Annotated in this window: 27 protein-coding genes; 12 read left to right on the forward strand and 15 right to left on the reverse strand. The window is 52.6% G+C overall.

The genetic code is table 11. The features are described 5' to 3' along the window. Positions 1-87: 87 nt before the first annotated feature. The 5 genes from E3U44_RS06520 to E3U44_RS06540 all read right to left on the reverse strand — a co-directional run bounded on the left by E3U44_RS06520 (position 88) and on the right by E3U44_RS06540 (position 2,928). Entirely contained in the window at positions 88-645 is a 558-nt protein-coding gene (locus E3U44_RS06520; RefSeq protein ID WP_134357292.1) for a hypothetical protein, read from the reverse strand. A 424-nt stretch (positions 646-1,069) separates the two neighbouring features. Then, the gene (locus tag E3U44_RS06525; RefSeq protein WP_134357293.1) at positions 1,070-1,561 is read right to left on the reverse strand and encodes a transposase; all 492 of its coding nucleotides are present in this window, start codon (positions 1,559-1,561) and stop codon (positions 1,070-1,072) included. A 163-nt stretch (positions 1,562-1,724) separates the two neighbouring features. Further along, entirely contained in the window at positions 1,725-2,105 is a 381-nt protein-coding gene (locus tag E3U44_RS06530) for a helix-turn-helix domain-containing protein (RefSeq protein ID WP_134357295.1), read from the reverse strand. A 59-nt stretch (positions 2,106-2,164) separates the two neighbouring features. Next, positions 2,165-2,515, reverse strand: coding sequence for a PEP/pyruvate-binding domain-containing protein (locus E3U44_RS06535; protein WP_134357297.1), 351 nt, complete (start codon positions 2,513-2,515; stop codon positions 2,165-2,167). Positions 2,516-2,586: 71 nt separating this feature from the next. Next, positions 2,587-2,928, reverse strand: coding sequence for a pyridoxamine 5'-phosphate oxidase family protein (locus E3U44_RS06540; RefSeq protein ID WP_166805013.1), 342 nt, complete (start codon positions 2,926-2,928; stop codon positions 2,587-2,589). 35 nt (positions 2,929-2,963) lie between these two features. On the opposite strand from E3U44_RS06540, the gene E3U44_RS06545 reads away from it, so the two are divergent. Beyond that, positions 2,964-4,916, forward strand: coding sequence for an amylosucrase (locus E3U44_RS06545; protein WP_134357300.1), 1,953 nt, complete (start codon positions 2,964-2,966; stop codon positions 4,914-4,916). A 28-nt stretch (positions 4,917-4,944) separates the two neighbouring features. On the opposite strand, the gene E3U44_RS06550 is transcribed toward E3U44_RS06545, so the two are convergent. The 4 genes from E3U44_RS06550 to E3U44_RS06565 are packed head-to-tail and all read right to left on the reverse strand — an operon-like array spanning position 4,945 to position 6,883. Next, positions 4,945-5,319, reverse strand: a complete 375-nt coding sequence (locus E3U44_RS06550; RefSeq protein ID WP_134357301.1) for a response regulator transcription factor — start codon at positions 5,317-5,319, stop codon at positions 4,945-4,947. Between the two features lies 1 nt (position 5,320). Then, entirely contained in the window at positions 5,321-5,542 is a 222-nt protein-coding gene (locus E3U44_RS06555) for a sensor histidine kinase (RefSeq protein ID WP_166805014.1), read from the reverse strand. 10 nt (positions 5,543-5,552) lie between these two features. Continuing rightward, positions 5,553-6,101, reverse strand: coding sequence for a histidine kinase dimerization/phospho-acceptor domain-containing protein (locus tag E3U44_RS06560; protein ID WP_134357305.1), 549 nt, complete (start codon positions 6,099-6,101; stop codon positions 5,553-5,555). Further along, positions 6,098-6,883 carry a PAS domain-containing protein gene (locus tag E3U44_RS06565; RefSeq protein WP_206054912.1) on the reverse strand — a complete coding sequence of 262 codons (786 nt, stop codon included), beginning with the start codon at positions 6,881-6,883 and terminating at the stop codon, positions 6,098-6,100. The genes E3U44_RS06560 and E3U44_RS06565 overlap by 4 nt, the downstream gene beginning before the upstream one ends. A 433-nt stretch (positions 6,884-7,316) precedes the next feature. Here E3U44_RS06565 and E3U44_RS06570 point away from each other — a divergent pair, with 433 nt between their 5' ends. The 8 genes from E3U44_RS06570 to radA all read left to right on the forward strand — a co-directional run bounded on the left by E3U44_RS06570 (position 7,317) and on the right by radA (position 14,660). Then, positions 7,317-8,111 carry an SGNH/GDSL hydrolase family protein gene (locus E3U44_RS06570; RefSeq protein WP_134357308.1) on the forward strand — a complete coding sequence of 265 codons (795 nt, stop codon included), beginning with the start codon at positions 7,317-7,319 and terminating at the stop codon, positions 8,109-8,111. Between the two features lie 272 nt (positions 8,112-8,383). Further along, entirely contained in the window at positions 8,384-9,151 is a 768-nt protein-coding gene (gene rlmB / locus E3U44_RS06575; protein ID WP_134359692.1) for a 23S rRNA (guanosine(2251)-2'-O)-methyltransferase RlmB, read from the forward strand. A gap of 129 nt (positions 9,152-9,280) precedes the next feature. Further along, entirely contained in the window at positions 9,281-9,727 is a 447-nt protein-coding gene (gene rpsF / locus E3U44_RS06580; protein WP_134357310.1) for a 30S ribosomal protein S6, read from the forward strand. A 166-nt stretch (positions 9,728-9,893) separates the two neighbouring features. Then, positions 9,894-10,118 (forward strand): 30S ribosomal protein S18, encoded by a 225-nt coding sequence (rpsR, locus tag E3U44_RS06585; RefSeq protein ID WP_013034401.1) that lies wholly within the window; start codon positions 9,894-9,896, stop codon positions 10,116-10,118. Positions 10,119-10,227: 109 nt separating this feature from the next. Continuing rightward, positions 10,228-10,680: a 50S ribosomal protein L9 gene (gene rplI, locus E3U44_RS06590; RefSeq protein ID WP_134357312.1), complete on the forward strand. Its 453-nt coding sequence runs from the start codon at positions 10,228-10,230 to the stop codon at positions 10,678-10,680. Between the two features lie 81 nt (positions 10,681-10,761). Continuing rightward, positions 10,762-12,162, forward strand: a complete 1,401-nt coding sequence (gene dnaB / locus E3U44_RS06595) for a replicative DNA helicase (protein ID WP_134357313.1) — start codon at positions 10,762-10,764, stop codon at positions 12,160-12,162. A gap of 52 nt (positions 12,163-12,214) precedes the next feature. Then, positions 12,215-13,285, forward strand: coding sequence for an alanine racemase (gene alr / locus E3U44_RS06600; RefSeq protein ID WP_134357315.1), 1,071 nt, complete (start codon positions 12,215-12,217; stop codon positions 13,283-13,285). A 4-nt stretch (positions 13,286-13,289) separates the two neighbouring features. After that, a complete protein-coding gene (gene radA / locus E3U44_RS06605; RefSeq protein ID WP_134357317.1) occupies positions 13,290-14,660 on the forward strand; it encodes a DNA repair protein RadA in 1,371 nt (456 codons plus the stop codon). Positions 14,661-14,667: 7 nt separating this feature from the next. On the opposite strand, the gene E3U44_RS06610 is transcribed toward radA, so the two are convergent. Then, on the reverse strand, positions 14,668-14,898 hold the full coding sequence (locus E3U44_RS06610) for a hypothetical protein (protein ID WP_206054913.1): 231 nt from the start codon (positions 14,896-14,898) through the stop codon (positions 14,668-14,670). A 231-nt stretch (positions 14,899-15,129) separates the two neighbouring features. On the opposite strand from E3U44_RS06610, the gene hemJ reads away from it, so the two are divergent. Then, positions 15,130-15,549: a protoporphyrinogen oxidase HemJ gene (gene hemJ / locus E3U44_RS06615; RefSeq protein WP_134357319.1), complete on the forward strand. Its 420-nt coding sequence runs from the start codon at positions 15,130-15,132 to the stop codon at positions 15,547-15,549. A 57-nt stretch (positions 15,550-15,606) separates the two neighbouring features. Beyond that, complete coding sequence (gene lpxD, locus E3U44_RS06620; RefSeq protein WP_134357320.1) at positions 15,607-16,650, forward strand: UDP-3-O-(3-hydroxymyristoyl)glucosamine N-acyltransferase; 1,044 nt, start codon at positions 15,607-15,609, stop codon at positions 16,648-16,650. Between the two features lie 38 nt (positions 16,651-16,688). On the opposite strand, the gene E3U44_RS06625 is transcribed toward lpxD, so the two are convergent. Further along, positions 16,689-17,612 (reverse strand): Kelch repeat-containing protein, encoded by a 924-nt coding sequence (locus tag E3U44_RS06625; protein WP_134357321.1) that lies wholly within the window; start codon positions 17,610-17,612, stop codon positions 16,689-16,691. A gap of 192 nt (positions 17,613-17,804) precedes the next feature. Here E3U44_RS06625 and E3U44_RS06630 point away from each other — a divergent pair, with 192 nt between their 5' ends. Continuing rightward, complete coding sequence (locus E3U44_RS06630) at positions 17,805-17,990, forward strand: PLDc N-terminal domain-containing protein (protein ID WP_134357323.1); 186 nt, start codon at positions 17,805-17,807, stop codon at positions 17,988-17,990. 79 nt (positions 17,991-18,069) lie between these two features. On the opposite strand, the gene E3U44_RS06635 is transcribed toward E3U44_RS06630, so the two are convergent. Genes E3U44_RS06635 through pqqD form a run of 4 tightly spaced genes read right to left on the reverse strand, consistent with a single transcriptional unit; the run spans position 18,070 to position 21,215 of the window. Then, positions 18,070-18,873: an ABC transporter permease gene (locus E3U44_RS06635; protein WP_134357324.1), complete on the reverse strand. Its 804-nt coding sequence runs from the start codon at positions 18,871-18,873 to the stop codon at positions 18,070-18,072. 2 nt (positions 18,874-18,875) lie between these two features. Further along, positions 18,876-19,817 (reverse strand): ABC transporter ATP-binding protein, encoded by a 942-nt coding sequence (locus E3U44_RS06640; RefSeq protein WP_134357325.1) that lies wholly within the window; start codon positions 19,815-19,817, stop codon positions 18,876-18,878. After that, the gene (gene pqqE / locus E3U44_RS06645; protein WP_134357327.1) at positions 19,817-20,977 is read right to left on the reverse strand and encodes a pyrroloquinoline quinone biosynthesis protein PqqE; all 1,161 of its coding nucleotides are present in this window, start codon (positions 20,975-20,977) and stop codon (positions 19,817-19,819) included. The genes E3U44_RS06640 and pqqE overlap by 1 nt, the downstream gene beginning before the upstream one ends. Next, positions 20,955-21,215: a pyrroloquinoline quinone biosynthesis peptide chaperone PqqD gene (gene pqqD / locus E3U44_RS06650; RefSeq protein WP_134357328.1), complete on the reverse strand. Its 261-nt coding sequence runs from the start codon at positions 21,213-21,215 to the stop codon at positions 20,955-20,957. The genes pqqE and pqqD overlap by 23 nt, the downstream gene beginning before the upstream one ends. Positions 21,216-21,218 lie beyond the last annotated feature (3 nt).

Genomic DNA, 21,218 nt, shown 5'->3' on the forward strand with positions numbered 1-21,218 from the left:
CGCCATGCGGGTTGAGGTGGGGGATTGAGGCGTGTTACGTGCCAGTACGTAATGGCGGTACAGTCCCAAACCGGGATGATTCCCAACTCATAGCCATGGCCTAGGGTCTATCTCTTCCTCATATCTATCGAGCCTCGATGGCCGTTTGGGTGCGAGTCCATTTTTGGACACTAACCAATTTATCCTATCAGCGTTCCAACGTAGCCCCGCGGGGGTACGATAGCCGCATTTGTTGAGGATATTGGCTATATGCCTTCTATCCTTGCCTTGGCATATGAGGTTGATAACGAATTGAATGAGTCGGGTTTCGTTCTCTTGGTAGGGTTTGAGTGGGTGTTTATCACGGCGTCGTGATACTTTATCTAACTCGGGTTCAGTGTCCGGTCCAGGAGAGGATAAGTCCATTTGCTCCTCAGCCGTTGGGGGTTTTTCCTTTGGCTTGGGTTTGGCTTTCGGGATCTCGGTTAGGTAGGGAGATTGACCCTCGCGCACTATAGACACGGCCCCATCATGCATGTGCAGGTATGCAGTAGTCATATCAAGCGCCTGCTCGTAGGTGTATCCTTGCCGCTGAAACCGAGCAATGGTGTCCTTGCGCAGCTTAAGCCATGCTTGGAGATCATAGTCACTGCCTTTTCCTCTCATCTCTTAATCCCCGCACTAATTTGGCTGCAAAATTGCTGTATTCTCTGATAATGACTTTATAGCTTATCCCCGTGTACTCGGCTAGCGTCTCCGCTGCTTTATGAGTATCTATTTCTAGATACAGACCAGAGTAAGCCTCAATAATTCTAGGTATCGCTTCATCAAGCTTTTTCTCAATAAGTTCCCGTTTCCTCTTTTCCTCAATCGTCCGAGAGTGCTAATTCCCGCTTTTGTTTCTGTTCAAAATTTCGTCGCCGCTCGCATGTCAAAGCCTCAACTTCGCTCTAGGAGGTGCAGAATTGGACTCTAGTGCCATGGTTCTATGCCTCCAGTGGGTGATTATAGAGCTTGGAGGAAGAGGAGAATGATAGAGAGAGGACAAGAGTAATTAACTGATACTAATTTGCATTACAAGAAGTAATTCTCATATAAGGGAAGTCAGTGAGGGAGCGGAGGCGATGGGGTTCATCGGCGAGCTGATTGAGGCCGGTGCAGAGTGTATTTTCCAGATCTTCAAGCGAGGAGAAGGAGGTGTTAGCCAACGTTTTCTCTCGTAGCTCTTCCCAAAGATGCTCGACCGGGTTGAGTCCGGGCTGCGGGCCGGCTGAGGGACTAAGTGGATGTTCTCGGGCACGCTTAACCGGGGGGTGGTATGCCAACCGGCGCGGTCGACAAGCATAATAATAAAGTACTCGGAGAATTCCTGAGCCACCTGCGCCAGAAACAAGGCCATCCTCTCGGTATTGGCCGTGGGCAGCAGTAACGCCGTTAAACGCCCCAACGGCGCACACACCGCGGCAAAGACATAGACAAACTCTCGTATCACCTGACAGGGGACATGAGGCCGAACGGGCTGGGGCGCCCAACCGCGCCGGGGGCGATCGATGCGGCCAAAACGCCCCTCATCCTGGGCCATTACGATGACCGGACGCCGGTCCTGCGGGTCGCGCTCTTGCAGGAGGGTTTGGACCGGGGAGGGGAAGTTGTTTTAAAGGCGTCTTGTTCGCTCCGACTGGCCTGCGGGTGACGGACTTTGCGCCACCGGTGGCGCTTGAGAAGGCGATAGACGGTACTTTTGGCTACTGGATGACCCACATCGCTTCCTCCAGGGCCGCTTTGAGGGGGAGAACGGTACTGAGTTGACCCGCCGCACTGCTTTGCAGGAAGGGAGCGATGACCGCCTGTTCCTGCTCGAGGCTGAGATAGGCCCGTTGTCGTTGGCCGCGGCCCGGGGTCTCTAACGCCGCCGGCCCGTGGCGGTTATAGGCGGCAATCAGGTTGTGGACCGTTTGCCGGGCTAACCCCAGCTCCAGGGCAATTTCCGCCGCCGGCTTGGGGTGGACCAACGCGCAACGGATCACTTGCCAGCGTCGGAGACGCCACGATTCGGTACAGTGCTTGAGCCGCTCATCCATTTCTTCAACCCGCAAATGCTCAACGACCCGGGTGACCCTTCCCATCTTCTCTCTCCACTGGACAGATTCGATAAGCCAACACCTTCCCCTCTTTTTATTTTACTTTATAGATTGCAAATTGGTATCAGGCCATAAACCGCCTCGATGACACTTTGGGAAGAATCACGGGGGTTTTGGCTGAAAATAACCCCAGAACAGTCCCCAGCCACTATTTCTTGCACCACCACCGCCATTGCGCTGCTGGCGATATCCAGCCCCAGTTCCCGCCGGTAAAGCAGGGCCCGATCAGACCACAAAGAGGCCCACACCAGGCGAATATGTTCTAAGATGGAAGCGGTACCCTGGATATTGACATAGGATTCATGGAGTCCAGCGAAAGAAGTTGCGGGTCCATCACTTCCTGAAAGCGCCTGACCAGGCTGTACTTTTTTACCCGGATTTTCACCAGGGCACAGCTAGGGGAGGGCAAAAAATTTTTCAGGTAAGGGTGCTTATTAAGGTAGAGTTCTGTCAGCGCTTTGGCCTCCTAGGGCTCAATTTCTGTCGCCTGCCCGATGGCCGTGACGGCCATAGCCTGATAAAAATCACGAGCTAAATTTTCTCGATTGTCGATCACCATGGAGACGCTGGAGTTTCTGGCTAAATAATCATATTTGCGGGTGCTGCGGGGCGTGGCAAAAGTAAGGTGTTTCAGGTCGGGGGTAGAGACAAAGGCCACTAAGCTACCCCAAGGCTGGCACCCGTCCTGGGTGCCTAAGACCGCCAGTTTTTGGAAAGAAAGCAACTCCTGAATGGTGTTTAGAATTTGTGCCGTTTCTTTCAAGGTGCTGTTCTTTGCTAAGATCTTCTTGCTAATAATTTTAGTCAATATTCCTAGGCTTGGAACAATTCTGAAGCAGTGATATGAATGACGCCCAGTGGCTCAAACGGCACAGTACTGCCTCCCTTCGGCGCCTCATGCCTCGCCTGGAGGCACGTTTCAAGGCGCAGGTCGATCCTGACGAGTGGCAAGGTTACGTCCAGCGCTTGGAAACTCATTTTCCGAGATTGTTCGATTGCTTGCACCGCCTCTATGGTCAGCAATATGATTTTTTCTTCCATCTAGAAAGTATCCTGGCATCGGCGACGGAGATGTGGCTGGTGCGCCCAACCGAACTCAAGGCGCTGGATGCCCTCCGGGCTGCCGACCCCTATTGGTACCAATCCCACCGCTTGGTGGGGGCCATGTGCTATGTGGACCTTTTTGCGGGCGATCTGGCGGAACTACGTGAGCATATCCCCTATTTAACCGAGCTGGGAGTCAACTACCTTCATCTGATGCCGGTATTTAAGGTACCTGAAGGGGATAATGATGGTGGCTATGCGGTTAGTAGTTATCGCGAAGTCAACCCCCGCCTGGGAACCGTGGAAGAGCTGGCTCGGCTTGCGAACGAGTTGCGCTATCGAGGCATTTCCCTCTGCTTGGACTTTGTGTTTAATCATACCTCTGATGAGCACGAATGGGCTCACCGCGCCCTGGCCCGGGACCCCGAGTACCAGGAGTATTATCGCATGTTCCCCGATCGGGAACTGCCGGACGCCTATGAACGTAGCCTCAATCCCATCTTCCCCGATGAACACCCGGGGACATTTACTTACCGTCACCGTATCCGCAAGTGGATCTGGACCAGCTTCCACAATTATCAGTGGGATTTGAACTATGAGAATCCTGTGGTTTTCAATCGGATGCTGGAAGAGATGCTTTTTCTCGCCAATCAAGGAGTAGAGATTTTGCGCCTGGATGCAGTGGCCTTTGTCTGGAAGAAGTTGGGCACCAGCTGTCAGAATTTGCCCGAAGCACACACCATTATCCAAGCTTTTAATGCTTTAGTGCGTGTTGCCGCGCCAGCCATGGTCTTTAAATCTGAGGCCATCGTGCATCCAGATGAGGTGAGAAAATACATTAGTGAAAAGGAATGCCAGCTTTCTTATAACCCCCAGCTTATGGCCCTTTTATGGGATGCTTTAGCAAGTCGGGATATCCGTCTTTTACGCTATGCTTTGCAGCAGCGCTTTGCCCTCCCCTTTGGTTGTGCTTGGGTGAACTATGTGCGTTGTCACGATGATATTGGGTGGACATTTTCCGATGATGATGTCCGTGCCCTTGGCCTCGATCCCCAAGCCCATCGCCGCTTTCTTACCCAGTTTTACACCGCGCAGTTTGAAGGCAGCTTTGCCCGGGGAATGCCCTTCCAAGAAAACCTGGTCACCGGAGATGCCCGGGTGTCCGGCACCTGTGCCTCTTTGGCGGGATTGGAAAAAGGCCTCCATAACAACGATGAGATGGAAATTGACTACGCCATTCGCAAGATCCTACTTCTGCACGGGGTGATTTTGACTATCGGCGGCATACCGTTGATTTATCTTGGCGACGAAATCGGCACTTTGAATGATTATAGTTACGAAAAAGATCCCGCTAAAATTGGCGATACTCGCTGGCTGCACCGGTTGCCCTTCGATTGGGCGCGGGCCGAGCAACGCTGGGACGCCAATACCGTTGCCGGCCGGATTTACCAGGGCTTGTTGAGGCTGATCCAAATCCGCCAGCAAAATCTGGCCTTTACTCGGGCTGAAACAGAAATTGTCGATACCGGTAACCATCACGTGTTTGGCTATTTCCGCAACCATGATGAACACACGGTACTAATACTGGCGAATTTCAGCGACTCCACTCAGCACTTGGAAGCCCGGCGGTTGCGCATGTTAGGACTACGTAAAACGGAGGTTGACCTTTTCGCAGGCAAAACTATCACCGCCACCCACGAGCTGAGCTTAGAGCCCTACGCTTTTATGGTGTTGGCTCGACCGGGTAAATAGAGAAGGGGTAGAGAGGTTGAACAAGGGTTTACTTGGTCGATTTGAAAGCGGTGCGGATGCGATCAATCAGAACATCAGGTTGAAAAGGCTTTTCCAGGATATCCAGGGCACCGGCGTTACGTGCAAGCTTGACTTTGTCATTGCTGCTGTAGGCAGTAATAAAAATGATAGGTAGTTCAATCTGGTGGGCCGCTAGATGCGCTTGAAGCTCTAGTCCATCCATCTTTGGCATGCAGATGTCGAGTACCAGACAGCCCTCTCGATCGGGAGCATAACTGTCAAGAAAGGCCTGGGCTGAGGCATAGCTTTCTACTTGCAGCCCGTGGGCCTCGCATAGAAGATGCACTGCATCGCGCACTGCCTTGTCGTCATCAACGATGAATACAATCGGTTGCGGGGACACGCTAGCGGTTTCCTATTTGAGTCGATGCGGTGAAGTGGAAAGTGACCCCCTGGTCCGGGTTAGGAGTAGCCCAGATTTCTCCGCCATGGGCTTCGACGATGGACTTACTCAGGGATAAGCCTAGGCCCATACCGGTGGGTTTGGTGGTAAAAAATGGTTGGAATAACTGCTTCATTGCTTCTGGAGACAGACCGGGTCCTGTGTTGGATACGGCAACCTCCACCGCGCCGCCATCAGCGGGGGAGGTTTGGATAGGTCAGTTCCCGTTTCCTGTCCGAGGTTTCACTCATTGCCTCAATGCCATTGCAGACCAGGGTCAAAATAACTTGCTGAAGCCGAATGTTATCGCCCCATACGGGGGATAGAGAATCGGCCAATTCCAGCCGCAGCTGGACGCCGTATTGGCGGGCTTCAATATTGGCTAGGCGGGCGGCTTCTTCGAGGATTTCCCCAAATTTCTCTATATTGACCATTCCCGAGCGCAATAGTTGCAGGCAGGTGTGGGCATTGGTGGTAATGGCGGTGAGGGGTTGGTTGAGTTCATGGGCTAATCCGGCGGTGAGCTCGCTGGCCAAACCCAGGCGCGCCATGTGTGCTAACTCTGCCTGTTGCAACTGGGTCTGCTCCTCGGCACGTTGGCGTTCGATCCCTGTGGCCAGCAGGGTGGCCATGGTCTGTAGAAAGCAGAGGTCGTGACTGAAGTTTCGCGGTTGAGGGATATATACCCCTAGGATGCCAAAAGGGCGTTCCCGTCCTGGGATGATCAGGCTTACCCCACTCACGAGACCGTGCTCGAGTAGCAGCGGTTCGGGGCGAAAGCGGTGCTCTGGTGCTCTGTGCCTAGGTCTTCCACCATAACTGGCTCTTGGGAGAGCAGGGTATAGCCGACTAGGGTATCGGGTTCAGCATTGACGGTAGCCTGTCCTTGATCATAGGTCTTAAAGCCCACACTGACACGGAGCAACAAGGTCTTACGGTTGGGTAATAACTCCAATATTTGGCCGTAGGTTACGTCGAGAATTCGCGCCAGCAGGGTAAGGGTTTCATTGAGCAGCGCATCTAGATTGCCCCCTCTGAGTGCCCGCCGCCCTATCTCCGCCACGGCAGCTTGCTGGCACGCCCGGGTACGGAATTCAAACTCCACCCGTTTGCGTTCAGTGATATCATAATAGTGTTCGATGCGCCCCCCAACATATAGTCCACTGCGAATCGGTTGGCTCCAATGCTCAAGCCAGCGTTCCTGGCGCTCGCCATTAGGCAGCATATGGCACTCAAACTGCTCAATGTAGCTACTATCAGTATAGGTTGTGAGTACGGTTTTGGTGAAATCCTCTGGTTGTTCAAAGCACCCCTTGAGTTGTTCCTGAATAAGCTGCCGTTTATTCCCTCCCAGGAGTGTTTTTCTGGGTAATCCAAAATAGCTGGCTATGGCCTGGTTCACCCAGACTATCCGGAATTCAGCATTAAGGATAAAGACTCCAACTCGTGATGTATCTAGGGTATCCTCGGTCAAACTACAAAGTAACAGCAACCCAGCAGAAGAATGATCTTGGATCTTTAGCATGTTTATTGGCGTTCCCATTTGCCAACTGATTACCTTTGAATATGGGTTTGGCATCCACGAGGATTAGGGCGGTGAGGGTAGCAGTGGCGGAAGCGGGATATTTTCTTGCAACTCTATACGGCTATTATAAGCAGTTCAATGCTGCGCCATTGAGTATCGGCAGCGATTTGCCGCTGAGTTCGCCCGCTAACCTGGATAATTCATGAGATCACCACAAAGGCACTAAGCGCCCAAAGAAATCAAAAAGTTAAATAGATTAAAATAAATTTCTCCCAACTGACTGAGATTCCCTCACCTTCGTGTCCTTTGTGTCTTGGTGGTTGGTGGTGAAAAATTCAGGCTGGGGTAGATCGACTGATTGAAGTGGAAAGTGAGTTATTTTAGTCCGGTTTGGTGCAATAATGGCGACAGTATTTAAATTTAACTGTAATCCATGAATAAGTGGGAGCAATCTAGGCCCGTCAACCAAATTGTCTTACTCGGTGCCAGCAACCTTAGCCGTTCACTTCCTCGGATAGTGGCTACAGCTCAGCTCATTTGTGGTCGACCCAGCCGGTTTCTCGTTGCTGCTGGTCATGGTCGATCCTTTGGAGTTTATAGCCGGGTGGGAGGCCGTGGTCTGCCGGGCATCACCCAATGTGGTCTTTGGGAGGACCTTGTCCTGGAAGCTCCAGGGCCTACTTTTGCCCTACTGACCGATCTGGGTAATGACATTGCTTATGGACAACTCCCTGAGAAACTTATGCGCTGGGTGCAGTGGTGTCTGGAACAGTTGGCAGAATGCAGGGCCAGGACGGTGATTACCGGTTTACCCTTGCCTCGTCTTGAGCAGTTAGCCCCTTGGCAATACTATGCCTTTCGGACATTGCTGTTCCCAGGTCAAAGCCTTGCCTGGGAGCAGGCGTTGGCACGGGCCCGTGGAGTGAACCAGGCCCTAAGGGAACTTTGTCAGGAGCAGGGGGCAACATTTATTGAGCAACGCTTAGAATGGTACGGCTTTGATCCCATTCATATTCTCCGGCGGCAGAGCGCTGTGGCTTATTATCAGATTTTGAGTCCGTGGAAAGCACCTGGCCAAGTTTCCCCCTTAGTCCTTGGGAAGAAACTCCGCTGGAGGTGGCGGCTATGGTTCTTAGGGCCCCAGTATCAGCGCCTTTTCGGCTTTGATTGTTACCGCAAGCAGCCTGCTGGCGTGCTCCCTGATGGTTCTACTCTTTCCCTTTATTAATTAAGGGGTTTGAATCCTTGGAATTTTCCTGAAAAAAGCATTTGGCCGCGAATTAACGTCAATAAACGCAAATATTTCAATGGCTCAGAGACAGACCAGAGTTCACCCGCCAGGCAATTATTCAATGCATTGTTTTATAACCGTTAATCCCTATAGTTAAGCTGAGAAGTTAAGGTCCTGGTCGGTCTATGTTGGTCTCCTATTTTTCGGAAACGCTAAGGTAAACGGCTGTGAGTAAGAAGCGCAGATTTGAGAGCTTCAATTCGGGGAAAATCAGGCACGAGGACAGTGAGAGCAGCGAATTGCGCTATGGATTGCATGCTGTCCGCGCGGCCTTGGAACAGCCCGCGACTCAAATTATCTCCTTATGGGTGGACCAAAGTCGGAAGGATCGGGCGATTCAGGAGATTGTCGAACTTGCTCTTGAACAAGGCTTAGATTTCTATTCCGTGGATCGGGAGGATCTGGATAACCTAGTTCCTGGGGTTCGCCACCAAGGAATCGTGGCCTATTGCTCAGCGCAACCGACGTTTACAGAGGAGGGGTTATTTGATCTTTTGGACAATTTAAACGCGCCTCCTTTGTTATTGATCCTCGATGGGGTTCAAGATCCCCATAATCTAGGGGCTTGCCTGCGTACAGCGGAGGCGGCGGGAGTCCATGGGGTGATTGCCCCTAAAGATCGGGCGGTGGGTTTGACTGCTGCAGTGCGCAAAGTCGCTAGCGGTGCAGCGGAGCGGGTCCCTTTTGTGCGAGTAACTAACCTAGCCCGGCTAATGCGCAAGCTGCATGAACAGGGACTATGGTTGGTCGGGACGGTGGCGAAGGGGGGAGGAAGTCTTTATGAAACCGATCTTAAGGGTCCTCTTGGTTTGGTACTTGGCGCTGAGGATCGGGGTCTGCGGCGGTTAACGTCAGAGCACTGCGATTGCCTGGTTCAGATTCCCATGCAGGGGTCAGTCGGTAGCCTCAATGTCTCAGTTGCCGCGGGAGTATGCCTCTTTGAGGTCCAGCGCCAGCGTGGCTTTGCTCTAGCCTAAATGATGGACCCCCGCTAACGATCTATTTTGTGATCCCCAGATAGCTGACGTATAATCTTGCACCTTTTTACAAACCTCCTTGTCGTTCCTCAGTGGAGCGGCTGCCCAGACCGTAAGGAGTCATAATCAATGCGGCACTATGAAGTTGTATTTTTAGTTCACCCGGATCAGAGTGAGCAACTCCCTGCTATGATAGAGCGCTATCGTCAGCTCATTGAAACCGATGGGGGGCGTATCCATCGCTTGGAAGATTGGGGCCGACGTCAGCTTGCTTATCCCATTCAAAAGGTCCATAAAGCCCACTATGTTTTGATGAATGTGGAGTGTACACCCCAGGCGATTGAAGAGCTCACAAGCGCTTTTCGGTTTAATGATGCGGTGCTACGGGATGTGGTGATGCGGCGGGAGGAAGCCGTTACGGAGCCTTCGCCGTTGGCCAAGGGAGAGGAATCCGGTAGCCGCAGTTATGACAATTCCCGCCCCTCCAGGGATAGGGAAGAGAGGGATGAATCTGAAAATAAGTCATCTGAAAGTGAATCGGAAGACAAAGGCGAACAGGAAAAGGAATCAGATTAAAACGGGAGCTTTCTGGTCTTATCTTGTTTTAGAATATTAGCATGGTGATAGGACCTGGTTAAATTTATAGTTGCTGCCAACAGCGGGCTACCGTATTTTTAATAGGTAAAAGCAGTCCGGCTGTTGGCCGAGTTCTATGGTAGATTAACTCATTCGAAGGTGAATTATGGCACGTTATTTTCGGCGTAGAAAATTTTGCCGCTTTACAGCTGAGGGCGTCAAAGAGATTGATTACAAAGATCTTGCTACCCTCAAAGAATATATTACTGAGACTGGCAAAATTGTACCGAGCCGGATTACGGGTACTAAAGCTAAATATCAGCGGCAGTTGTCCCGGGCGGTCAAGCGGGCCCGTTACTTAGCGTTACTTCCTTATTGTGATCGCCATTAATATTCAATAACTTTATTGGAGCAGTGGTTACGGGTATACCCTGTATCCTGAGCTATCAATGCAAAGTGACGGCTTAGCTTTGGGCGGCGATGAGAGTGGGGGATAGAAAGTGGAAGTAATATTACTGGAACAAGTACTAAATCTAGGCAGACTTGGAGACAAAGTGTCGGTAAAAGCCGGTTATGCCCGCAATTACCTAATACCTCAAGGGAAGGCGGTGACCGCAACGAAGGAAAACGAGGCCTATTTTGAATCCCGCAAGGCCGAACTGGAAAAGGCCGCTGGGGAGAAGGTTGCGGTAGCGGAAAGGCGCAAGCAAGCGTTGGCAGACCTGGGTAGCGTCACTATTGCAGCCAAGGCCGGTACCGAAGGCAAGTTGTTTGGCTCGGTGGGGACCGCGGATATTGCCGAAGCCTTGACCAAAGCTGGGGTGGATGTGGTGAAGAAGGAAGTACGACTACCTGAAGGGGCTTTGCGCCAGGTTGGCGAATACGAGGTCGGGATTTATTTACACCCCAATGTAGAAACCTCTGTCAAGGTAGTCGTGACGAGCGAGGAATAACATTTCTCGGCGTACGGGGCTGAGACAGGCGTGCTTGTGCCGGGTATAGGCCCTGGCAATTAGCTCATCAGGAGAGGATGGATGCCGGGACTCGCCTACCAGGAGCAGAAAGACGAACTGGTTGATGGACTTAAGGTTCCTCCCCATTCCATTGAGGCCGAGCAATCGGTATTAGGGGGATTATTATTAGATAATCAGGCCTGGGATCAGATCGCTGATATTCTTAGCGTGGAGGATTTCTATCGCCAGGACCACCGCCTTTTATTCCACTCTATTGGTGAGCTGATTGAACGCTCACGGCCCTGTGATGTGGTGACGCTGTCCGAATGGCTAAAGGACAAGCAAGTATTGGAGGAAGTGGGCGGCTTAGCTTATCTAACGAGCTTAGCGCGCAATACGCCGACGGCGGCCAACATTAAGGCCTATGGGGAGGTTGTCCGGGAACGTTCGGTCTTGCGCCAGCTTATCCGGGTGGGCACTGATATTGCCGGTAATGCCTATCAGCCGGGGGGACGGAATAGTGGGGAATTGCTTGACGAAGCCGAGAAGCGGGTATTCGAAATTGCCGAACAAGGTGCCCGTGGTCGGCAAGGTTTTGTCAACATAAAGAACCTACTAGGTAAGGTGGTGGATCGGATCGACCACCTATTCGAACAGGATAGTCCGATTACTGGGCTTCCCTCGGGCTTTACGGATTTTGATGCCCTAACTTCTGGTCTCCAGCCGGCGGATTTAATTATTGCCGCCGGCAGGCCCTCCATGGGTAAGACTACCTTCGCCATGAATATTGCGGAACATGTGGCCATTAAACATCGGGTGCCTGTGGCTGTATTTAGCATGGAAATGCCCGGCGAACAATTGGCCATGCGGATGATGTCTTCTTTGGGGCACATTGATCAGCACCGGATACGGACGGGTCGTCTTGAAGACGATGACTGGCCGCGTCTGACCTCAGCGGTCAGTTTGCTGACTGAGGCGCCGCTTTTTATCGATGATACCCCGGCCCTTTCCCCTACTGAGCTACGGGCGCGCGCACGACGGTTGATGCGGGAACAAGATGGCCTGGGCCTGATCCTCATTGATTACTTGCAGCTGATGCAGGTACCCGGCCACCGAGAGAATCGGGCGACTGAGATTTCCGAGATTTCACGTAACCTCAAGGCTGTGGCTAAGGAACTCAATGTCCCCGTGTTGGCTATCTCCCAGCTTAACCGCAGCTTGGAACAACGGCCTAACAAACGGCCAGTGATGTCCGATCTGCGGGAATCTGGTGCCATCGAGCAGGATGCCGATCTTATCGTGTTTATCTATCGCGATGAGGTCTATAATGAGGATAGCCCGGATCGGGGAACGGCTGAAATCATCATTGGTAAGCAACGCAATGGTCCTATTGGAACCGTGCGTCTCACCTTCCGCGGTCAGTATACCCGCTTCGAAAATTATGTTCAGGACGTCTACGGTGCAGGGAGTGGGACCACTTAGGCGATGTAGATAAAATTGATTAGTAAGCTATACACCTCGTCGTGCAGCTTCCTTGAATTTTCCTCAGGCTATTATTGACCTTAGCGCCTTACGCCATAATCTGCAACGGGTCCGGGAGCGGGCACCCTATAGCCGAGTTATGGCTGTGGTTAAAGCGGATGGTTATGGTCATGGGCTAAAAAGGGTAGCCCAAGTGCTGGCAGAAGCACATGCTTTTGCCGTGGCTCGGCTAGGGGAAGCCTTGGTGTTGCGCCAAGCAGGATACCAAGGCACTATTGTTTTACTAGAAGGCATCGCCGATAAAGAAGAATTACAGGTTGCCGCTGCCTACAACCTGACCCTAGTGGTGCACGAAACCACCCAATTGGATTTGCTGTGGCAGGTTCCGGTGAAAGCACCGCTTTCAGTTTGGCTTAAAGTAGATACCGGCATGCACCGTCTAGGTTTTCCACCAGAACGGGTGGCTGAAGCGGTTGCCAGCTTACGCCGCTGTCCAGCGGTTGCTGCCGTCGTTGGCTTGATGAGTCACCTAGCCAATGCGGATCAAGCTGAGGATTCACTCACTGCTATCCAATTGGAGACTTTTGAAAGAATAACGGTGCCAGGGCTGTGGCGCAGTATAGCCAATTCAGCAGCCGTTATTGCCTGTCCTCAAGCCCATTTTGATTGGGTTCGCCCAGGCCTTATGCTTTATGGAGCCTCGCCTTTTGCCAATTGTACGGGTGCTGCCGTAGGTCTCAAACCGGTTATGACCCTGAAGACCCGTCTTATTGCCATCCATCACCTGCATCCGGGCGATAGCATTGGTTATGGCGCCACCTGGGTTTGTCCCGAGGCGATGGTTGTTGGCGTAGCAGCCATTGGCTATGGCGATGGTTATCCCCGTCATGCCGCGCCGGGAACGCCGCTGCTGGTAAATGGTCGGCCCGTACCCCTGGTGGGGCGAGTGTCTATGGATATGGTGACCCTTGATCTGCGCAGCCAGCCGGAGGCAAAAGTTGGTGATCCGGTGATTGTTTGGGGACCCGGTTTGCCAGTGGAGGAGATCGCCTGCCATGCCGCCACGATTCCCTATGAGTTGCTGTGCCAAGTCACCGCTCGGGTGCCACGAATTAGGGAGTAAGGAGGTGGGGAAGTCCAAAACCGTTTATCAGTGCGATCAATGTGGCGCCGAGACGATTCGTTGGGCTGGCCAATGCCCCGGCTGCGGCGCCTGGAATAGTCTGGAGGAGCAACTAAGAGCTCAACTACCGAAACGAACGGGACGATATGCCCACTATGCCGGTGCGTTAAGTACGGTGCAGCCCTTAGCGGAGGTTCAAGTCGAAGGTGAGGTGCGCCTGTCAACGGGCCTATCCGAGCTGGATCGGGTCTTAGGCGGAGGGCTAGTGGCCGGTTCGGTGGTGCTCATTGGCGGAGATCCAGGAATTGGCAAATCTACTTTGTTATTACAGGCCCTGGCAAAATTGGGGACTATCCAGAAAGGTCGGGTGCTGTATCTAACCGGGGAGGAATCCTTAGCGCAAATCAGCCTCAGGGCCCAGCGCTTGGGATTGGGAACCGCACCAGTGCGTTTGCTAGCCGATACCCTAGTGGAGCGGGTACTGGCCGTTGTTCAGCAAGAGCGGCCCGAGGTGATGGTGGTCGACTCTATTCAGACTTTATATACAGAGCAGTTGCAATCGGCGCCGGGAACGGTGACTCAAGTGCGGGAAAGCGCCGGACAATTGCTGCGTTTTGCTAAACAAAGCGGGACTGCGGTAATCCTGGTGGGCCATGTGACCAAAGAAGGGGCTTTGGCGGGGCCCCGGGTGTTAGAGCATATGGTTGATACAGTGCTTTACTTCGAAGGCGATGGGGGAGAGCGGCTGCGGGTATTGCGGGCAGCAAAGAATCGCTTCGGTGCGGCTAACGAGCTGGGGGTTTTCGCCATGACCGAGCGGGGATTGCGGGGCGTGACCAATCCCTCAGCCATCTTTCTCTCCCGGGGGAAGGAAGCGGTTCCCGGTAGTGCTGTCACAGTCATCCGGGAAGGTAGTCGTCCTTTGCTGGTGGAAGTCCAGGCCTTAGTGGATGACAGTCATCTTGCCAACCCCCGCCGGGTCACAGTGGGTTTGGAACCCAATCGCTTAGCTATGTTGCTGGCCATTCTTCATCGCCATGGGGCGGTAATGCCGGGCGCCCAGGACGTATTTGTCAATGTGGTGGGGGGAGTACGAGTCCATGAAACGGGCGCTGATCTGGCGGTCCTGGCCGCTATTGTCTCCAGCTTGCGAGATAGGCCTCTAGGCCAGGAGTTGGTGTTGTTCGGAGAAGTGGGTTTAACCGGGGAAATCCGTCCCGTGCCTGGGGGTGAAGAACGTTTGGCCGCTGCCGCTAAGCATGGCTTTAAAAAGGCCATCTTGCCCCAGGGAAATATCCCGAGACGGTCGGTTGAGAATATCACCATTGTTCCGGTGAGCCGCCTAGCCGAGGTGTTGGAGGCGCTTAGGGAGTGAGTTGTCCTCAGTTGAAATCATCCGTTGGAACTGTGGCAGCGGGAAAGGCACGTCCCTTTTCCGCAAAGGCTGCGGCTGCCGTCTCAATGCTGTCCACTACCAAGTCATAGGCTTCTTGGTAGCTCTCGCCGTACTCTACTAGATCCGGCAGCTCTTTCACCCGCCCCTCAAACAACACCTCTCCGTCGAAGTTATCGCGACGGATGCTAATGTTGTAGGCATGGGGATCAATACTCATCTGATTTCTCCTAAGTGGTAGTCAGTACCTATGAATAAAATATGAGGTGTTTTAGAAGCGAGCCGGTGGTGTTCTACAAACCCGTTTTTTCTCCCTATCCTCTCGGCCATCTGGTGCTGATAGTCATTCACTTCGCCAAATAGGTAAGGAGCTATGCTAAAGTTTGACTATCTACCAGAACGTTGGGGGTGGATAAATAATAATTAATCTTAACTTGGAGCGATCAATAGCATGCTTTGGGTCAAGGCTTTTCATATTATCTTTGTAGTGACATGGTTTGCCGGCTTGTTTTATTTGCCACGATTATTTGTCTACCATGCTCAATGTGAGGATAAGCCAGGACGGGAGCGTTTTAAAATCATGGAGCGCAAGCTTTATCGTGGCATTATGCACCCGAGCGCTATTTTAGCCGTAGGGTTCGGGGTGTGGTTGCTTTATTTAATGCCCTCTTGGTTGAGCGCAGGGTGGCTCCATGTCAAACTTTCCCTGGTTCTGGTTTTGATTGTCTATCATCTCTATTGTGGCCGGTTATTGGTTGCCTTTCGGGAGGAGCGCAATCGCCACAGCCATGTTTATTATCGCTGGTTCAATGAATTCCCGGTTTTAATCTTAATTGGAGCAGTGATTTTAGTGGTAGTGAAGCCCTTTTGAAGGGAGCGCTTGCTTCATTCTTATAGCGTAAAAAAAAACTAAGTCGAGTGGGGGGGCATGGAAATTCGTCTTTGGGAGATCGCCCGGTTTTTGGGTTGTGTCATTGAGGGCGATAGAGAAACCCTTATCCGGGGGGTTGCACCATTAGATCAGGCGCAAGCAGATGACTTGAGCTTTTATACTAACCGTAAATATATCTCTCGAGCTCGGTTATCAAAGGCAGCTGCTTTGGTGGTGGGACCTGATGATCGGGAACAGTTTGCGGAGCGACCCCTGCTCATTTCAGATAATCCCTATCGAGATTTCGCTAGGGTCGTAGACAAATGGTTCAATCGGCCCTATCGCCCGGCGCCCGGTGTGCATCCCACGGCTATCGTGGGGGAGGGGGTGCAAATAGCAGAGGGGTGTAGCATTGGCGCCTACTGTGTGATCGAAAAGGGCGCCACCATCAAAGCTCACACCGTCTTATTTCCCTTTTGTTATGTGGGCGCAAAGGCTACCGTGGGGGAACACTGTTTGCTCTACCCGCGGGTGACCTTGCTGGAGCGGGTGAGCATTGGTAATCGGGTTATTCTGCACTCCGGGGTGATTATCGGTGGCGATGGATTTGGGTTTGCGCCTGATCCCCGGCAAGGCTATTTCAAGGTGCCGCAAGTGGGGCGGGTAGAAATTGCCGATGATGTAGAGGTGCAATGCAATACTGCCATTGACCGGGGGGCGCTAGGTGCCACCAGCATCGGCCGGGGTACCAAAATTGATAATCTGGTTCAAATTGGCCACAACGTGGAGGTTGGCGAGCACAACATTATCGTCAGTCAGGTAGGTATTTCCGGGAGTACTAAAATCGGTAACTGGGTAACCTTGGCGGGCCAAGTGGGCCTTGTAGGTCATATTCAGGTTGGCGATGGAGCTATTGTAACCGCCCAGTCGGGGGTGGCCAAAGACGTGCCGCCTAAGGCCGTCGTGACTGGTAGTCCTGCCCAACCGATGATTGAAAACCGCCGAGCATTGGCGGAGGTGAACCGGCTTTCGGGGTTACGAAAGAAGGTCCATGAATTGGAACAGCGGCTTAAGGCGCTGGAGCAGGATAAAAACGGATAGCATGGTCCCTTAAAGACAATTTGCGGGCAAGATTGAAGCTAACGGGCTTTTATCAGGCGATAGACACGACCTCGGTTGATGCTGGCCGCTTCTCGTTCCGAGCCACCCAGAATATACAAATGGGGACCGGTGCTGATAGTGGGCATCCCGTGCAGCGCTACTGGCAAGCTAGGGCCTTGTTGCCATTTTCCCGATAGATTTTCCAAGCTCTCTGAACTGGCCAGGATATCCCGTCCGGTCATGATCACCTCGCCGCCAAAGACCATGATTTTTCCCTGATGAACTGTGGCTCCATGGCCGCCCCGTGCTGTATTCAAGGAAGGGCCCTCATGCCAAGTATCGGTTACGGGATTATAGATTTCCACCGAGCGCAGTTCACCGGCTCCCTGATAACGCCCAGCAATAACGACGATCTTGTCTTCAAAAACAACGCTACGAGTGTGTTCCCGGCGCTCCTGCATTCCCTTGAGATGGGTCCAGGAATCTTGCTCCGGGTCATAACGGAGTAGCTTATTGCTAGGGCCTTTGCCGCCTACGAGGTAGATAAAATTCCCCATCGAAACCGCATCTCCGGCATAACGGGGTTCAGGCATGGGGGTTAAGGTTTGCCATTGATGGGTGTGGGAATCGTAAGCCCAGGCGGTTGCTGTTGGAGACCAATCCCGATCGCTGCCCCCAAAAATATAAATTTTCCCTTGATGAGCGGTCACCATGAGATGATGGCGAGGTGCGGGCAGCGGCGCCAGTTGCTTCCAGGTGTCGGTAATGACATTATAGGCTTCAAACTGGCGCTGGCCTCCCAGCCCTCCGGGCACATAGATTTTGCCGTCAAGATAGGTTGCCGACATTTCTGAACGATGGGTGGGCATGGGGGAGAGTTGTTGCCATTGCCCTGGTGCGGAGTATGCTAGGAATGAAATACTTAGCAGTAGCCCGCCCAAGTGACTTTTTTTAAGTCTCATTTGCTGCTTTCCTTTGAGCTATTGCCATTGTTCAGAAAGTTTAGCAGTTGCGAAAAAAAGGAAAAGAAATTGGAGGTTCAACCGAGCCCTCCAACAGAAGATGGCTAAAAAGGGCATTGAGAACATGGCAGCCAGGCAACTTCAAAAGCTTTGTTAGTTTCAATTGCAACTTTTATAGCACAGGATTAAGCAATGGATATTGAAGTAGGGGGCTTTTTTGGCTTATTGTTATTGGTGGCGGACGTTTGGGCGATTTTGAATATTTTTCAGAGTGGTACTTCTACGGGTGGAAAAGCAGCATGGATCGTATTGGTGCTGGTGCTGCCATTACTCGGGTTTATCCTTTGGTTTTTGTTGGGTCCACGGTCTTCCTCTTAGCCACTGGGCTTAGGGGGTACCAAAGGCGTGCAACTTATCGGTGAGTTGATTTGGAGGAATTAGCAGAGTTTAGGCTGCTCTAAGAACGTTTAGTAAGGCGGTGGATGAGTGGTGCGTGCACCACTTCAAGGGAGAACCGCAGGCAGGCAATGGCTACCGCTGCCAGCGTAAATGTCACCAGTACGGCCAGATCAGTCGCCAGGGTAAAGTCGGGTCCAAAGGGGTGGGGGGCATTCCTTTGGAGGGCATGTTTCAGTAAATCGACTCCATAGCTAAAGGGATTGGCGGTGGCGATAGCCCGTAGCCCAGGGGGGAGGGGGTCCACTGGATAGAGAGCGCCACTCAGGAAAAAGACCGGAAAAATGACAAAGTTCATGATGACCGCGAAATTATCCAGGGCCTTGGCAAAGACGGCAATGAGTACTCCCAGAGCGGCGCAGGCAAGCGCCGTTAAGGCCATGGCAGCAAAGAGAGCCAAGAGCACAGCACTGAGCTTGAGATATCCCAGCAATAGCAAAAGGGCAATGAGCAATGCACCCTGCGCCAGGCTAGCAAAGGTCCCGGCGATTAACTTGCCGATAATGATTTGGTAGTGGGGAAAAGGGGCGATCATCAGCATCCGCATGATCCCAAGCTCCTTGTCGTAAACTAGGGTAAGGGAAGCCATCAAAGAGCCAAAGAGCAGGGTCATGGCAATGATGCCAGGGGCCAAGAATTCCCTATAGCCGCTATCCCCTTGCTCGCCTAGCATGCTTCCTATCCCGGAGCCAATGACCAGTAACCAAATCAAGGGACGGACCATGGCCGATAGCAAGCGGCCCCGTTGACGAAATAATTTGGCCATCTCGCGACCGATAAGCGCCTTCAGGGGACGCCAACCCATGGTCAGTCTCCCACTCCATTGCTTAAGGTCCAAAGGAAAACGTCATTCAAGTTGGGGCGGCGCCAGCGCATAGCGCTTACTGTACTGCCTAGCTCCTCTTGAAGGTTGGCAAAGGAGAATTGGGGATCCGTCACTCGAAAACTTAAGAAGCCAGGCTCCCGTAAAGCCGAACCGAGTCTATCCTTCAGGCGGTTTTCCACTGCCTCCGTCTCCCCACACTCTAACTCGAGGATATAATCTCCCAGCTTAGCTGTAAGCTGTTCCGGGATGCCGCCAGAGATCAGGCGGCCCTGTTTGAGAAAATCAACTCGGTCGCAGGCCTCGGCTTCTTCCAAGTAATGGGTGGTGAGAAATACCGTCATGCCTTCCCGGCGCAGTTGCTCGATAAAACGCCAAATGGCGCGACGGTTAGGAATATCCAGGCCTAGCGTGGGTTCATCCAAGAAAAGGATTTGGGGACGGTGAAGTACCCCTCGGGCGATATCGAGGGCCCGCCGCATACCGCCGGAGAGGGCGGTGAGTCGTTGCTGACGCTTATTTTGGAGATTAAATAGCGTCAACAATTCATCAATACGCTGGTTGGCCAAGGACGGCGGAAGGCTGTAGAGGGCAGCGGCAAAGCAAAGATTTTCTGCCACCGTCATAGTGGGATCTAAGGCTGATTCTTGGAAGACAAGACCAATAGCCTGGCGTACCGCCACGGGTTGGGTCGTCACCTCAAAACCGGCCACCCGTGCCTGGCCGGCGGTCGGCCGGACCAAGGTCGTTAGTATATGAATAGTAGTGGTCTTGCCAGAGCCATTGGGGCCTAGCAAGCCGTAGAATTGACCATGGGGAATAGTAAGGTAAAGATCTTTGACGGCTTGCAAGTCGCCATAGTGTTTACTCAGTCCCTGGGCTTGGATGGCAATGGCGATCCCGTTGTCGCTTTCAGGGATGGCCATTAGGCACAGAATTTTTTGGAATTCTGTGGATTACGGAAGACCCAAGGGCGGGTCTCGCTGGCTGCTGAAGGCGCTTGCCGGTTAGCGGTGGCTATGGCGTCCGCTACGATCTGATGGTGGGGTGAGAGGCTACAAACAGGATCGGTATTGCGGGGATCGCCCGTCAGCAAATAGGCTTGACAGCGGCATCCCCCAAAATCCTTGAAACGATCCGGACAGCTCCGGCAAGGCTCCTTCATCCATCCTTGGCCCCGAAATAGATTAAAGTCCGGCGACTCCCGCCAAATCCATTCAATGCTATGATCTTTCACATTAGGCAAGCTCAGCCCGGGGAGTTGGCGAGCTGCATGGCAGGGAAGAGCGGTCCCATCCGGGGCGATGGTGAGGAAAATATTCCCCCAGCCGTTCATACAGGCCTTGGGCCGGTTTTCGTAATAATCCGGCACCACATAGTAAATCTTCATCTTTCCTTTCATGCGGGCCTGGTATTGATGGGCCAGGATTTCGGCCCGAGTCAATTGTTCCCGAGTGGGGAGCAGGGAGTCCCGGTTGTGCCAGGCCCAGCCGTAATATTGGGTTGTGGCTAACTCTACATAGTCCGCTTGAAGCTCAATGGCAAGCTCTAGAATTTGCTCCATCTGGTCAATATTGTAACGGTGGATGACAAAGCAGAGCACCATAGGATAGCCGTGCTTTTTCACGGCCCGGGCCATGGCCAGTTTATGTTGAAAGACATTGGCGCCAGCAAGCTGATTATTGAGGCCTTCGGAGGACGCTTGGAAACTAATCTGGATATGGTCGAGTTGAGCGGCCTGAAAGGCAGCAACCCGCTCTTCATCCATGCCCATAGCGGAGGTGATTAAGTTGGTATAGTAGCCAAGTTTACGCGCTTCAGTGATCAATACCTCTAAATCACGCCGTAGCAGGGGTTCGCCACCCGAAAAACCAAGCTGAGTGGCCCCCATGGCCCGGGCCTCGCGAAACACCCGCAGCCAGTCCTCGGTGGTAAGCTCATTGCTGTGATCGGCAAAATCCAAAGGGTTGGAACAGTAAGGACATTGCAGGGGACAGGCATAGCTGAGTTCCGCTAACAGCCACAGGGGTTGAGCTCTGTCATTTCCAGTAAAGTGGTTAACCTTAGTCGATCCAACCGTTTCCATGGGCGACCTCTAAAAATTCGTGCACATCACCTTCTAGATCCGCATCCGGGTATCGCTGCTGCAGTGCAGCAATAATTGCCCTGACGGTTTGCGTTCCATCGCAATGTTTGAGTATTTCGGCGGCGCTGGGGTTCAGTTTAACCATGCCCTCTGGGTAGAGCAGGACGTAACAATTTTGTGCTTTTTCCCATTGGAAACGGTAGCTAGAAGCCAGGGTGGGAATGCTGTCATCGTGCATGAC

Origin of the sequence: Nitrosococcus wardiae, from assembly GCF_004421105.1 — a bacterium.
Taxonomy (GTDB): Bacteria; Pseudomonadota; Gammaproteobacteria; order Nitrosococcales; family Nitrosococcaceae; genus Nitrosococcus; species Nitrosococcus wardiae.